The following is a 13,878-nucleotide window of genomic DNA, read 5'->3' as shown; positions in this document are numbered from 1 at the left end:
TGATTTCACCCTTCGGATTCAAGATTTAGTTGCGAACCGGACGGCTGCTCGTAATAACGCTGTAACTTATCGAGCCGCGTCCGGATAAAGGGATGAAGCAAACGGCGTAACACCAGTGAAACAGGCAGGACAGTCAAGATGACCAACAATAGATAAACGATGAACAGGCACAGCAAGAGTCGCCGCAGCCATTGCCCATACTTGCCGAAACGGCAAATTATTCCCGACCAGAACGTGAAGCCTCTATAGGCCGCCCGCTCGCTGAGTATCAGCCCGGGGTTGACGGTCGCCGCCCCCAGCCCTGCCAGCATCGGCCCTTCGGCTTGCTCTTTATTGGCCTGCAAGGCGGCATTCAATGCCCGCCCGAAACGTGCGGCGCCCTGGACATCCTCGGCGCTGATCCCGGCCTTGGGCAGGCCGAGGAAGGACTCGCGGCTGCCGGTGAACATCCAGCGCGGCGTGGTAATCAGGGTGGCGAAGGTATTGGCCCGGTCGGTCAGCACTACGTTGTCGAGCAACCGCGCGCCGGCCTCGTGCAGCAGGCGCTTGACCGCCTCCTGGGCCATCAGCCACATGTTGCGGCAGGCGATCACCGTGACCACCGGGCGCCCGGCCAGCAGGCGCTTGCCTTCCGCGCTCTGGAGAAACGCGGTGATCAGCGGCGACGGCGACAGGTACCAGACCTGATACGCCAGGATCACCAGGTCGAAGGGCCCGCGATGATCGGTATGCAGCGGTTCGATGGCCGGCGGGCTGAGCTGCACGGTCTCGGGAAACACGTCGAAAAACCGGCCCACCGGCCAGGGAAACGGATAGGCGACCCGGGGCTTGAGCACCATCTCATGCACCTTGACCTCCCGCGTCGAACTCAGGGGCGAGATCAGGCTTTCGACCACGTCGTTCAACTGACCGCTTTGCGAATAACGAACCACAAGAACATGCTTCATAAGTGCGGGGACCTTTGGCTTTTCAACCACACAGACACGCCAGAGATTCACTTGAATGTGAACTTCAGCATAAAAGGCAGTTTTTATAAGTTGGGCACGACGAGAAAGACGCGCACTGTATTCGTGGCTGGTCGAACTTAAAAAACAAAACATGCTGCACGACAAAAACAGCAGCACCCGGAGCAGCTGCCTGATGACGAACTGAACCCGGAAATCGCCCACCCCGCATGACAAATACTTTCTGCCTGTTTTTGACAGAAAGAACCTGTAGTGGGACAGAACCCGTCTTCTGGTTGAAACTGTATCTGCAATCGGACGCTTGTAAACCTACCAACTCTGGTAGGCCCTTCGTGCTACCCAACGGACGAACTTACATGCTCTTATCGGAACTTTTTTAATCTAAGCAGGGCACATTCAATACTGGCTACTGGCCTTAATCAAAAAGTTTTCCCGCTAATGTCCGGGCAGCTTCTACACTCTGGCCCAGCCTTCCCTCAGGAGCCTTGCCATGCACAAGACTTACACCGGCAGTTGTCATTGCGGTGCCGTGCGCTATGAAGCCGAGATCGACTTGAGCCAGGGCACCAACAAGTGCAATTGCTCGATCTGCAGCAAGACCCGCAACTGGAACGCGATCATCGCTCCCAAGGCCTTTCGCCTGCTCAGTGGCGAACAGGCGCTGAGCGACTATCGGTTCAACAGCGGCAATACCCATCATCTGTTCTGCAAGCATTGCGGCGTACGCCCCTTCGGGCGCGGTCATGTGCAGGAGATCGGCGGCGACTATGTCGCGGTGCAAGTGATGACCCTGGATGACATCGACCTGCAGGAGCTGCTTGCGGCCCCGGTGCATTACGCCGATGGGCGCCATGACAACTGGGGCAACGTGCCGGAGGAAACCCGCTACCTCTAGCTTTTCCACAGGCGAAAAAAAACCCCGCCGAAGCGGGGTTTTTTCAAGACCATTACGACATCCTGTCGCTGCATCCTTGCACATGGTCGGTCATCCATGACCCTGAGCGCGTCCTGCGCTGCAGTTGGTGGGTGAAGATTAAGCCTGTCGCCCAATCGGCAACAGGCGAGATAGCAGCCAGCGCATGTAAGCCTTTCGCCATAGATCGACCTGCCAAAACCCCTAGGCCGCGCCTTCCAGAGCGTGGGTGGCCAATTCCGCCACTTGCAGTTGGTGTTCCGCGCTGGGTACGTCGCCGTCCTCCAGGAACCAGGCGGCGGACAGCCCGGTATAGGCCAGCACCCATTGCAGCAGGCGCTTGCGCTCCAGCCCGGCGGCCTGGGCGATGACCTCAACCTGGCGGGTGAAGCGCCGCGGATCGCTGCTGGTCGCCAGGTCCGGGTTACAGATCAGGTTGGCGAAATCGAAACCGCGCTCGCCCATGACCCGCTTGGGATCGATCACCAGCCAGCCGCGTTCCTCGAAGTCCAGCACATTGTCGTGATGGATATCGCCGTGCAGCACCACCTGCTCCCGAGGGGTAGCCAGCAGTTCATCGGCCGTGGCCAGGCAGCGCAGGAAAACCCCACCCTCGCGCCGGGCGGCCGGGCGCAGGGCCTTGAACCATTCCTGCAGGCTCAACAGCGGCGGCAAGGGCGTCGCGCGTGGCGCATGCAGGCGTGCCAGGCTGGCGCAGACGATCCGGCTGACCTCGTCGTCTTCGCCGGCCAGGGCCATCTGCATCAGCGAACGCCGGCCCATGGCCCGCTCCATCAACAAACCATCGCCATGGTGCGCGTAGACCCGGGCGGCGCCCTCGCCGGCCCACCAGACCATCAGGCGGTTACCGTATTTTTCCTCGTCGTCGAGGGCGATCTTCAGCATCGCCGGCGCATCGTCCAGGCGCACCGGCAACAAGTGGCTGCCAGGGGTGACGATGGGCGCGCCATCGACCTGCAGGTTCCAGCGTTTCAGGTAAAACTCGAACATCCGTGACTCTTTCCGTTATGACTCGACAAAGGCCTGCAATTGACCCAGGGCATGATCCCATTGCTGGCTGATCACCTCCAGCGAGCGCCGAGCCTCGGCCAGCCGGCCCGGTTCGAAGGCCCACAGGCGCTCGCGCCCCAGCTTGGCGTCGCGCACCAGCCCGGCCTGCGCCAGCACCCGCAGGTGCTTGGTCACCGCCTGGCGGCTGATGTCGGTGCCGAGGGTCAACTGGCTGATCGACAGGGCGCCGCCGCCACACAGAATGGCGACGAGCCGCAGGCGGGTCTCGTCGCCCAGTGCCGCAAAGATCATGGCCAAGCCGTCCAGCGATGCCGCCACTGGCAGCAGGGATGTGGAAGGGGTATCAGGGGCCAAGGTAGGTCTCGATATTGTTCATCTGCTCATCCCAGCCGCGGCTGTTCATGCGAAACGCCTTGAGCCGCCGCTCGGGTGGAATACCATCGAACCCCGACTCGACCACCCGCAGCAAGGTGCCGCCGTCCAGGTCTTCGAGCTCGAATTGCACCAGGGTGCTGGGCTCGGCGCAATAGTCGACTCCAGGCTCCACCGCGTACGGGTGCCAGCTGAAGGCGAACAGGTGTTCGGGCTCCAGCCGCTCCACCAGCACATCCCAGACCAGGTGTTCATACCCGGGATAGGTAATCTGCCCCCGGGTGCGTTGCCCGACGACAAAACGCTGGCCAGCGAGCGCCACGCCGAACCAGCTGCCGAACGCCTCGGCATTCGCCAGCGCGGCCCAGACACGGGCACGGGTTGCCTTGAGCAGGATCTTTCTTTCGATGCGATCTGATGAGTTCATGGGTCACCTCCAGTGATCACACCCTAGCTCGCTCTGGCAGAAGAGCAACCTTTAAGTTGCATTTTTCCGCAAAGACGGACACGCGGTCGTCGTCAGGGCTAGGATGCAGGCCAAAGAGCTGTCGCCAACCAGAACCGGGCGGCCCGCAAAACGTCCTTGATGCCCCCTTGATCGTCCATCGCGAGAATCAGCATGAACCCACGTATTTTCCTGGCCCTGGCGCCGCTGCTGCTCACCCCGCTGGCCCAGGCCGCCGATTGTGCCAACGCCAGCACCCAGGCCGCCATGAACCAGTGCGCCGCCGAGCAGCACCAGGCGGCGGACAAGGAACTGAATACGCTTTACCAGCGCATCACCCAGCGCCTGAAGGACAACCCGGACGGCAAGAAGCTGCTGGTCAGCGCCCAGCGCGCCTGGGTGGCTTTTCGGGATGCGGAATGCGGGTTCGCCGCCTCCGGGGTGGCCGGTGGCAGCGTCTACCCGTTGATCTACAGCAACTGCACCACCGACCTGACCAAGGCCCGGGTCGAGGCGTTCAAGACCTACCTCAAGTGCCAGGAAGGCGACCTCGGCTGCCCGGTGCCGGGGAATTGAATCGGCGGCGATCTTTAGATTTTTCGCGAGCAAGCTCGCTCCTACAGGGCGTCGCCGTTCCTGTAGGAGCGAGCTTGCTCGCGATGGCTAGCGCTCGAACACCTGGGCCGTGGTGATCGCCATGTCCCCGCCCGGCAGCTTGATGCTGCCGATCTGCTTCAGGCTGTCGGCATCGAAGATCGCCACGTCGTTGAAGGTTCCGGCCAGGTAGATCTTGCTGCCTGCCTTGTTGAAGGAAATGCAGTAGTAGGAATGCTCCAGGGTGGCGGCCTGGAGCAGTTTTTTCTGCCGGATATCGTACTTGGCCAGGCGGTTGAGCACGCCGAACATCAGGTTCGGGTCCTTCGGCGAGCGCATGCCGCTGAAGTAGATTTCCGTCAGCGGACCGAAGTCGGTGGTTTCGCTCTTGCCGGTTTTCAAGTCGATGCTGAACAGGCCGTACAGGTACTCGGCGCTGGCCGGGTCCTGTTTCTTATCCTTGAACTTGGCGGCGGTGTAGAGCAGCGAGAAATCATGGCGCCAGGTCTGCTGGTTCCACACGTAGAGCACGTCCGGCGCGCTGTAGTTCGGGCGTTTCCAGTGGCGGCTGGGGATCAGTACATCGAACTTGCCGGTCTTGACGTCAACCTTGTACACATCCGCCCCGGCCACATACAGCGAGCCGTCGTCACCGCTCTGCATGATGGTCAGCTGCCGCGGCGCCGGGAAGCTGCGCACCGGCTTGGCCTTGAGCCCGGCGTCGGTGGCATACACATCCAACCGCGGCTGCTTGACCTCATAACGGTCGTTGAGCATCAGCGTCGGGTTGGCCACGGTGTACAGCTCCTTGCCGTCGTGGCTGACGGTGAAGGCGAACATCGAGCGCGCCTTCTCCCCCGGCTGCTGGGTGATGCTGGCATGGAACACCTGCTTGCAGCTGTCCAGCTCGACGCCATAGACATCGGCGTAGTGGTTGTTCAGCACGTAGGCGACCTTGCGGTCCGGCGCCAGTTGCACGGTGCCGGGGCCGAAGGCGTCGGGCATCTTGCAGGTCTTGTACAGCGTGTCGCTGGCCAGGTCGATCACGTGCAGGTTGTTCGGGTAGTTGGTGGTGACCATGTATTCATGGCCGGCGTTGAGGGCCTTGTCACTGTTGTCATCGGCCAGGACGCTGAGGGAACAGGCCCCCAGGACGGCGGAAGCGGCCAGGCCGCAGGCATTGATCAAGCGCATGCTGGAATCCTTCTACTGACCGATTACTTGTCTTTAGGGAACACGGTGCCGAGGTTGCGCCAGTTCTCGTTGGAGGCCTGGGCGTCCTTGTTCCAGTCGGGGTAGGTGCTCATCATGTCCGGTACCTGGGCCGGCCACCAGCAAGGGTCGGAACAACCGTAGAGGTCGGCCTCCATCGGCTGGCACAAGGACGACACGCCACCGAAGGCATCGATTTCCCAGCCCGGGTCGGTGGTCGAGGCACAACCGGCCACCGAACTCATGGCGACCACCTCTTCGATACGGTTCTCGTCGGCGGCCTGTTCCAGCTTCTGGGCTTTGTTATTGATCGGCTTGAGATGTTTCATATCAGTGGGCCTTGCGCGGAGTGATGTAACTGCTGATGAACGCAGGGTTGCGGGCCATGATCCGGCTGTAGACCTCGATGCCGAAATCCACCCAATCACGCATCAGTTCGCAATAGTGATAGGTCGGGTGCGCCGGGTCGCCGTAGCGGGCGTAGCTCTCGTGGTAGCAGCCGCCGGAACACAGGTTGCGGATGCGGCAGCTGTCGCAGCCGGTGTTGCTGCGGTCCAGGCGCTGGGACAGGAAGTCGTTGAGCTCCATCTGCTTCACCCCGCCCTCGCGCACGTTGCCGAAGGTCGGCAGCGATGAGCCGGTAAAGCGGTGGCACAGGTTCAGCTCACCCTTGTGGTCCACCGCCAGCATCTTCAGCCCGGCGCCACAGGGCAGCGCCTTCTTGTGGCCTTCGTGGATATCGGTGATCAGCTGGTGCAGGTTGGAGAAACCGATATTGCGATGCTCCAGGGCCGCCTCCAGGTAGCGCCGGCCCAGGCGCTTCATGCTGGCGAAGACTTCGATCAGTTCTTCGCCTGTGAGGTTGAAGCTGCTGATGTCGCCCGAGGTCACCGGGGCAAACCCGACTTCGGCGAAACCCAGTTCGTTGAACAGGTGATCCCAGATGGTTTCCACATCGGTGACCCCGGTGGTCAGCGTCACCCGCGCGCCGACCGGGCGGCTGTCGTAGCGCGCCAGCAGCATCTGCGCCTTGCGCCGCACCACGTCATAGGTGCCCTGCCCGCCCACGGTGATGCGGTTGCGGTCGTGCACGGTCTTCGGCCCGTCGATGCTCACCGACAAGCCAAAGCGGTGGGCATTCAGGTAGTCCACCGTTTCCTCGGTGAGCAGCGTGGCGTTGGTGGTCATGACGAACTCGACGAACTTGCCCGCCTCGCGAAAACGCTTCTCGCAGTAGTCGACCATGTACTCGATCAGCTTGCGGTTGCTCAGCGGCTCGCCACCAAAAAACACCACGGTGAAACGCTCCTCGTCGGGGGATTCCTTGAGCAGCATTTCCACCGAGGCGATGGCCGTCTCGACGTCCATCTTCTTGCCCGCCGAGGGCTTGTCCAGGTCTTCCTTGTAGCAGTAGGTGCAACTCAGGTTGCAGCCGGTGTTGACGTTGAGCACCACGGTGTTGATCGCCGTGCGCTCGACCCGCTTGACGGTCCATTCCTCAGTCCGTGGCGAGCCGTCGCTGACCAGTTCCAGGGCGATCAGCTCGCACAGGGTCTCGTTGATTTCCTCGCCGTCGTACTGGCTGGCCAGTCGCTGGATCAGGTCAGTGGAAGAGCAGCCCGGCCCGCGCAGGGCATCGATGATGCTGCCGGTCAAGGCATCGCTGGCGAACAGCGAACTGCTGGGGATATGGAACAGCATGCGGTCGGCATCGACTTGCACTTCGTGCAGGTTGCGTTCGACCAGATTTAAGATAGCGCCCATTGCAAACCTCCTGTGCTGGCCCCCTTTTGGCGGGGGCCCGCGGTCATTCCGAAAGGGTGTCGTCAATCACGGACCGCGCCTTAGGGGATGGGTGGATTGTTCCAGCGTTGCACGGTGACGATCAGGTGGCCTTCGCCGGTCAGGGATTTCCCAGCGTCGTCGACGGCGGCGATCACCTTGAGGTTGCCGGCGTTGTTGGTGGACATCTTGCGCTGCGGGTTCGGCCCGGCATCGCCTGGAATGAATACGCCGCTGTCGGCCTGCATCTGGCCTGCGAACTTGACGTCCTCGTCTTCCCTGGCGCGCTCGTCGAAGGCCTCGACCTTCCACTGCGCCGGGAACACGCCGATGCGATACGGCTTGCCATCGGCGCCCTTGCCCCAGGCTTCGGCATCGAAACGGCCCTGGACTTTCGGTGTCGAACCGCCACCCTCGCCAATCCGCGCCACCGAGAACTCCGGCACCACCTTGACTTCAGAGATGCTGCTGTAGACCGACAGCATCGGGCCTTTCAGCGTGCCGACGGTGACGTCGCGCAGGCCCGGTTGAGCATTGGCGGCCGCCTTGAGCCTGACCTTGATCCGCTCCGCGCTCTGCTCGATGACCTCCAGCACTTCCACGCCCTTGCCAAAACTCGGCTTGCCGCTGAGGCCGCTGCCGATCAGGGTGACTTCGGTTTCACCGCCAGCCTTCAGGTAACCCGGCTGCACCGCCAGCAAACGACTGCTGCCCTGCTTGGCGGCGATAAAGTCCAGGCCGCGCTCGTCGTGCTCGGCCTCGAACATCCGGCCCTGCAATGCATTGCCTTTGGCAGCGAACACTTGGCGCATGCTCACGCCGTCGATGCTGACATTGCCGCGCCATTCGTAGCCGCTGTAGAGGATCGCGCTGCCCTCGCCGTTGAACGGGCTGCCGTCGGCGTACTGGCCCTTGATGCCGACCTTGAAGGTGTCGTTGCCATCGGCAGCGACGCTCATCACCCCGGCCAGTTCGCCCTTGCCCGGCAGGTGGCCGCTGAAGCTCCAGTCGCCCACCAGGGTCTCGGCCTTGGGCGCGCTAGCCAGCCATTTGGCCCAGGCCGGGTTGTCCAGCGGATAACGCTTGGCCAGCAGCGGCACCATCTCCTTGCGCGCCAGGTCGAACCAGTCGCGGTCGCGGGACAGCGCCTGGTATTCCAGCGACGGCCATTGGCCGAGGTGGAAGTTCACCAGGCGTTCCCACTCCTGGGCCGGACGCCGTTGCAAGGCGACCCGCGCGCCGGAGTGGCAGCGGCCGCACATCTGGCTGGTTTGTTCGTCGAACTTCTCCACCGTGTTCAAGCGCCGCTCCAGGGCGTAGCGCACGCCGTCGGTTTCGCTCGGCGCCAGGCCCTGGGTGTCGGCCAGGTATTTGACCAGGGTGCGGCGATCGTCGTCGCTGATCTGCAGGCCATGCATGACCTGCATGCGGGCGATGCTCATCAACCAGCCTTCCGGGGTCTTGCGCTGGTGGCTGATGCGGCTCAGGCCGCCTCCCGTTTCCGGGGTATGGCAGCCCTGGCAGGTTTCCTTGAGGATGGCCTGGGCCTCGCGCGCGGCAAGGCTGGGAGGGGCATGCAAGGCGGCGCAGACCGCCAGCGCCAGCAGGCCGCTGGACGTGCCTGCTCGGAGTGTTCTCTTGATCAAGGTCGGACCTCCAGGGAGCTTTTTATTAGCGAGCTTTATTATTGTTGTGCGTCGTTTTTATGGTTTCTGCCATGCCCGGTGGCGCCGGGCACGGAGGCAAGAGAAACGGCTGGGTTGAGCAATACACGGAGCGTGCCAGCTTATAAATAATGTTCTTTATCAAGGACTTGCTGAAACACCAGGACGCATCCCCCAGGCAACCGCCGGCCGACCGCGTTTAATTTCGCGACAACTGTTCCACTCTGAGACGAGACCCGCCTACACCCGCAAAAGCAGAGGAGTCTTGAGAGCTAAGCACAGGAAGGGAGAGATGGCTGGCGGCGGGACAGCATTCTGAATCACCCCGAGAAATGGCTGTGGCGCCCTCCTCGGCAGCTGCTACGATGCCTGGCTTAACCGCTTCAGCCACCGGCCCTGACAGGAATCGCGCCATGCTCAATGCCCTGCTTTTCGATCTCGACGGCACCCTGACCGACACCGACCAACTGCACCTGCTGGCGTTGCAGCAGTTGTTGCTGGAGGAAGAGGGCCGGGTGTTCACCCAGGAAGAGTTCGCGGCCCATGTCAGCGGCCAGGCCAATGCCAATATGTGCCGCTACCTGTTTGCGCAGCGCTCGGTGGCCGAGCACGAGGCTTTCGCCGACCGCAAGGAAGTGCGCTTTCGCCAGCTGTCGCCACGACTGACGCCGATGCCGGGCCTGCTGCGCCTGTTGGATTTCGCCCGGGAACGCGGCATCGCCGTCTGCGTGGTGACCAATGCGCCACGGGCCAATGCCGAGCACATGCTCGACGTGCTGGGGCTGGGCGATCGCTTCGACAGCGTGCTGGTGGCCGAGGAATTGCCGCGGGCCAAGCCCGACCCACTGCCCTACCTCACCGGCCTGGAATGCCTGGGTGCCAGCGCCGAGGCCGGGATTGCCTTCGAGGACTCGATCCCCGGCCTGACCGCCGCGGTCGGGGCCGGGATCTTCACCGTCGGCCTGGCCACCAGCCAGAGCCCCGAGGCCCTGCTGGCCGCCGGTGCGCATCTGGTGGTCGAGGACTTCAACGACCCGCGATTGTGGGCAGTGATCGAGCGGATGCTCGGCCCTCGCTGAGACCGGGCACTGCCCGGTCCGATCGGCAAACCCAGAAATATCCCTAGGCTTTTTCAGTTGTGTCTGATGGTCCGGCGCGCGTTGGCTCTTGAAGATAGCGCCCCGCACGCCTGTCGTATCAAGGACCTTCATGAACGCCCTCACCGCCCTCCCCCTGCTGGCCCTGCTGGGCCTTGCAGCCAGCACAGGCCACGCCCAGGAAGACCCCGAGCCGGCCCCGCCGGAAGCCACCAGCAGTTGCCTGACCCGGGGCGAAGCCATCAAGAGCAGCCTGGAGAAACTCCTGCCCGACCCTGAGCAGCGCCAACTGGCCGGCCTGCAACGGGCGCTGGAACCGCTCAGCGACTATTGCGACGGCCTGCACTTCGAGCACAACCCGCCCCTGCGCCAGGCCGAATACCAGGTGATATTGCGCCAGATGGAACTCGACGCCGCGCAGCGTTATGGCGACCCGCGCATCATCGACAAACGCAAGGCCCGGCTGACCCACGCCCTGCAGGTCCTGCAATACGCCCTTGGCGCCCACGGCAACTGAAGCGGTTTCTTGCCCGATAAGCGTTGTCACCGGCTCGCTTCGGCGAGCCCGGGCCTGCTTCAGCGCCAGACTTTCCCAACAGATTCAACGACCTGCGAAATCCGTTCGGGAGTATTCAGAACTCCTCGCGAATGGGAATGCAACTAATTGTTATGCAAGGAATTTTCTAATATTTAGCTAAGATTGTTCTGACTCGTGCCGATGGATTTTGTAGGACACAGGGAGCAATCTGGAAATGAGAAACAATCAGCCCGTTACACAACGTGAAGTGGCTTTAGGGTCAAACCAGAAACTCATCTCCACCACCGATGCCCATGGCGTCATCAGCTACTGCAACGATGCCTTCGTCGACATCAGCGGTTTCGACCGCGACGACCTGATCGGCGCTCCACAGAACATCGTCCGTCACCCCGATGTCCCCCCCGCGGTATTTGCCCATATGTGGGCGGCGCTGAAACAGGGCCAGCCGTGGATGGGCATCGTCAAGAACCGTTCGAAAAACGGCGACCATTACTGGGTCAACGCCTACGTCACGCCGATTTTCGAGGGCAGCCGGATCGTCGGCTACGAATCGGTCCGGGTCAAACCCAGCGCCGAACAGATCCGCCGCGCGCAAGACCTCTACCAGCGTCTCAACCGCAAGCAGCCGGCCATCCCCCGCCGGCATCGCTGGCAACCGGCCCTGCTGGGCTGGGCGCCGTTCCTGGCCACGGGCCTGGCCGGTGGCCTGAGCGGCCTCTGGCTGGCCCCGCCTTTGGCGCTGGCGGTGGCCGCCGGGCTCTCCGTGCCCCTGGCGCTGCTGGCGATGCAGCGCCAGAACCACGCCGCCCGGCGCCTGCTGCAACTGGCCGACTCGTCCACCTGCGACCCCTTGATCGCGCAGATGTACAGCGACGCCCACGGCCCCCAGGCATGCCTGGAAACCGCCTTCGTCAGCCAGGACGCGCGGCTGCAAACCTGCCTCACCCGCCTGCAGGACAGCGCCGAACAGCTCAATGCCCTGGCCAGCCGCTCCGATACCCTGGCCAGCGACAGCTCCCGTGGCCTGGACCGCCAGCGGGTGGAAACCGAGCAGGTGTCCGCCGCGGTCAACCAGATGGCCGCCACCACCCAGGAAGTGGCCAGCCATGTGCAGCGCACCGCCGACGCCACCCAGGCCGCCAACCAGTTGACCGGCCGTGGGCGCGAAGTGGCCCGCGATACCCGCGAAGCCATCGAACGCCTGTCGCAGGTGGTCGGCGAAACCGGGCAGAACGTCGCGCAACTGGCCAGGGACAGCGACGAGATCGGCACCGTGGTCGATGTGATCAAGGGCATCGCCGACCAGACCAACCTGCTGGCGCTCAACGCGGCCATCGAAGCGGCTCGCGCCGGCGACATGGGCCGCGGTTTCGCGGTGGTGGCCGACGAGGTGCGCCAGCTGGCCCAGCGCACCGCGCAATCCACCCAGCAGATCCATGAGCTGATCACCCAGTTGCAGAGTTCCTCGCAAAACGCCGTGCAGAGCATGGAAAGCGGCCAGCGCCAGGCCGAGGAAGGCGTGGCCCGGGTACTGGAGGCGGACCAGGCGCTGCTGGGCATCAGCGAGGCGGTGGCCAACATCACCGAGATGACCACCCAGATCGCCGCGGCCACCGAGGAGCAGAGCGCGGTCGCCGAGGAAATCAGCCGCAATATCAGCACCATCGCGCAACTGGCCGACCAGACCTCGGAGCAGGCCCATCACTCGGCCGAACTGAGCAAGGAATTGACCCGGACCGCCACCACCCAGTACTCGCTGGTGGAGCGTTTCAACCGCTAGGTTCGGTGTGTGTACGGGTTTATCGCGAGCAAGCTCGCTCCTACAAGTAATGCGCAAACCCTGTAGGAGCGAGCTTGCTCGCGAAAAACGTCAACGATAACGCGTATTGCCCGGTTTAACGCGGTGTGCTGGAGCTCTTCGTCGGAACGCCGCCCGGAGACAAGCTCGCGCTTACAAAAGGCCTTAACTGATCGGCATTACGCCAATGCGCGGGCTTTTTTATTCTTCGAGGGCCGTCTCAGTCGGCCGCCAACTGCTGCCGGTACTCCTTCACGTAACCGTTGGCCAACTGGTCCTTCTGCTTGTCGTCGAGGATCTTGCCGGCCATCTGGAAGAACTTCTGTTCTTCTTCCACCAGGTGGTGATGCACCTTGTCCACCAGCTTCTTCGCCGTGGCCAGCCAGGCCGGGCTGGACATCTCGGTGTCGTCCAATGCCTCCATCAGCTCGTCCATCGCGTGGTGCTCGGCAATCGCGTGCCGGCTCAGGTCGACGCCGTTGTCGTGCTCCATCAACGGCAGGTAGAAGAAGCGCTCCTCGGCTGTCTCGTGGGCCTGTACTTCGGCCTTGAGCTGGGCGTAGGCCGCGCTGCGTTCGGGGCTGTCCCCCGAGGTGCGCATCAGTTCGGCAGCGTAGCCGCGCTGGCGTTCATGGCTCTCACGCAGGGCTTCGAATATGTTCACGGGCACCTCTCCACGGCAGGCTTGTCTTGACTAGACACTGGCCGTTCGACGGCAGTTCAACCGCAGATAATGGCCGCCCCCCCTCTGTAGGAGCAGCCGGTCGACGTTCGATTGCTCGCGATGACGGACTGGCGTTCGACGCGCAAACCAGAGGGTCCGTGCCGACCTCTCGCCAGCAAGCTGGCTCCTACAGGCGGATGGGGGCCAGGCGTTACTGCTCCTCGGTCTTCTGCTCCTGGCAGTCCTTGAGCAGTTGCTGTTCCTTGGCGGTGTGGTCGGCTTCCAGGAAGCTCAACAGGCCGCTGTCGCCCTGGGTGTGCCAGCGGTAGCTGTTCTGCTCGTCGTCGGCGACATACAGCGCGCCGGAGGCGGCGCGGGCGATATGCATCGGTATCAGCTGGCCCTTGTAATACAGGGTGGCGAACGAGGCGCCGTTATCGATGTTCAGGTACGCCGCCTGCACCTCTACCCCACCCTCGCAGCGGTAGCTGGCCAGGCTGCTCTGGTACGCCGGCAGTTCCGGCTCGGCCGGGGTCGTCGCGGCCTGGGCGAACAACGGCGCCAGCAGCAAGGTGGTTCCCAGAATCGTTGCAATCTTCAATGTACAGCTCCTTGTTCAGTGCACCTTCATGACAGGCCCCTTTACGACGAAGCAGGCCCCCATAAGTTCAGGCCGGGGTGTCTCAAGGCATTCGCAATTTGCGACAGCTTGTATCCGCCGCCCTTCCATCACCGCAAATAAACATTATTAAAATCATATAGTTAATCACAATTAAAAACTGGCACAGCGGTTGCGAAAGCC

14 protein-coding genes and 2 pseudogenes are annotated in these 13,878 nt (G+C 62.7%); 6 read left to right on the top strand and 10 right to left on the bottom strand.

The features are described 5' to 3' along the window. Positions 1 to 5 precede the first annotated feature (5 nt). On the bottom strand, positions 6 to 947 hold the full coding sequence (gene darA / locus AC07VU_RS23345) for a 2-hexyl, 5-propylresorcinol biosynthesis aromatase DarA (protein WP_495030561.1): 942 nt from the start codon (positions 945 to 947) through the stop codon (positions 6 to 8). Positions 948 to 1,455: 508 nt separating this feature from the next. Here darA and AC07VU_RS23340 point away from each other — a divergent pair. Beyond that, a complete protein-coding gene (locus AC07VU_RS23340; protein ID WP_495030560.1) occupies positions 1,456 to 1,860 on the top strand; it encodes a GFA family protein in 405 nt (134 codons plus the stop codon). 222 nt (positions 1,861 to 2,082) lie between these two features. Here the strand turns inward: AC07VU_RS23340 and AC07VU_RS23335 are convergent, their stop codons facing one another. The 3 genes from AC07VU_RS23335 to AC07VU_RS23325 are packed head-to-tail and all read right to left on the bottom strand — an operon-like array spanning position 2,083 to position 3,709. After that, positions 2,083 to 2,889, bottom strand: a complete 807-nt coding sequence (locus AC07VU_RS23335; protein WP_492571941.1) for an aminoglycoside phosphotransferase family protein — start codon at positions 2,887 to 2,889, stop codon at positions 2,083 to 2,085. A gap of 15 nt (positions 2,890 to 2,904) precedes the next feature. Then, a complete protein-coding gene (locus tag AC07VU_RS23330; RefSeq protein WP_007921897.1) occupies positions 2,905 to 3,201 on the bottom strand; it encodes an ArsR/SmtB family transcription factor in 297 nt (98 codons plus the stop codon). 52 nt (positions 3,202 to 3,253) lie between these two features. Beyond that, positions 3,254 to 3,709, bottom strand: a complete 456-nt coding sequence (locus AC07VU_RS23325) for an SRPBCC family protein (RefSeq protein ID WP_274304177.1) — start codon at positions 3,707 to 3,709, stop codon at positions 3,254 to 3,256. Positions 3,710 to 3,901: 192 nt separating this feature from the next. On the opposite strand from AC07VU_RS23325, the gene AC07VU_RS23320 reads away from it, so the two are divergent. After that, positions 3,902 to 4,303, top strand: a complete 402-nt coding sequence (locus AC07VU_RS23320) for a lysozyme inhibitor LprI family protein (protein ID WP_274304178.1) — start codon at positions 3,902 to 3,904, stop codon at positions 4,301 to 4,303. A gap of 87 nt (positions 4,304 to 4,390) precedes the next feature. Here AC07VU_RS23320 and peaD read toward each other — a convergent pair whose 3' ends face one another. The 4 genes from peaD to peaA all read right to left on the bottom strand — a co-directional run bounded on the left by peaD (position 4,391) and on the right by peaA (position 8,958). Next, positions 4,391 to 5,515, bottom strand: a complete 1,125-nt coding sequence (peaD, locus tag AC07VU_RS23315) for a quinohemoprotein amine dehydrogenase subunit beta (protein WP_495030559.1) — start codon at positions 5,513 to 5,515, stop codon at positions 4,391 to 4,393. A 23-nt stretch (positions 5,516 to 5,538) separates the two neighbouring features. Next, on the bottom strand, positions 5,539 to 5,862 hold the full coding sequence (gene qhpC / locus AC07VU_RS23310) for a quinohemoprotein amine dehydrogenase subunit gamma (RefSeq protein WP_007921889.1): 324 nt from the start codon (positions 5,860 to 5,862) through the stop codon (positions 5,539 to 5,541). Position 5,863: 1 nt separating this feature from the next. Beyond that, entirely contained in the window at positions 5,864 to 7,297 is a 1,434-nt protein-coding gene (gene peaB, locus AC07VU_RS23305) for a quinohemoprotein amine dehydrogenase maturation protein (RefSeq protein ID WP_495030558.1), read from the bottom strand. An 80-nt stretch (positions 7,298 to 7,377) separates the two neighbouring features. Continuing rightward, positions 7,378 to 8,958 carry a quinohemoprotein amine dehydrogenase subunit alpha gene (peaA, locus tag AC07VU_RS23300; protein ID WP_495030602.1) on the bottom strand — a complete coding sequence of 527 codons (1,581 nt, stop codon included), beginning with the start codon at positions 8,956 to 8,958 and terminating at the stop codon, positions 7,378 to 7,380. Between the two features lie 434 nt (positions 8,959 to 9,392). Between peaA and AC07VU_RS23295 the strand changes: the two genes are divergently transcribed. The 4 genes and pseudogenes from AC07VU_RS23295 to AC07VU_RS23280 form a co-directional block, all read left to right on the top strand. After that, the gene (locus tag AC07VU_RS23295; protein ID WP_495030557.1) at positions 9,393 to 10,058 is read left to right on the top strand and encodes an HAD family hydrolase; all 666 of its coding nucleotides are present in this window, start codon (positions 9,393 to 9,395) and stop codon (positions 10,056 to 10,058) included. 130 nt (positions 10,059 to 10,188) lie between these two features. Continuing rightward, positions 10,189 to 10,593, top strand: a complete 405-nt coding sequence (locus AC07VU_RS23290) for a DUF1090 family protein (RefSeq protein ID WP_495030556.1) — start codon at positions 10,189 to 10,191, stop codon at positions 10,591 to 10,593. Positions 10,594 to 10,828: 235 nt separating this feature from the next. Then, positions 10,829 to 11,095, top strand: a pseudogene (locus tag AC07VU_RS23285) (PAS domain-containing protein); the annotation flags it as partial. A 354-nt stretch (positions 11,096 to 11,449) separates the two neighbouring features. Further along, positions 11,450 to 12,394: pseudogene (locus tag AC07VU_RS23280) on the top strand (methyl-accepting chemotaxis protein); the annotation flags it as partial. Between the two features lie 238 nt (positions 12,395 to 12,632). Here AC07VU_RS23280 and AC07VU_RS23275 read toward each other — a convergent pair. Both AC07VU_RS23275 and AC07VU_RS23270 read right to left on the bottom strand, forming a co-directional pair. After that, entirely contained in the window at positions 12,633 to 13,076 is a 444-nt protein-coding gene (locus tag AC07VU_RS23275) for a hemerythrin domain-containing protein (protein WP_007921878.1), read from the bottom strand. A 211-nt stretch (positions 13,077 to 13,287) separates the two neighbouring features. Beyond that, entirely contained in the window at positions 13,288 to 13,677 is a 390-nt protein-coding gene (locus AC07VU_RS23270) for an MliC family protein (RefSeq protein ID WP_007921876.1), read from the bottom strand. Positions 13,678 to 13,878: the final 201 nt, after the last annotated feature.

Source organism: Pseudomonas sp. GW821-FHT02B10 (genome assembly GCF_059421865.1).
The sequence above is the reverse complement of the archived record's forward strand: the minus strand, read 5'-3'. Positions and strand labels throughout refer to the sequence as shown.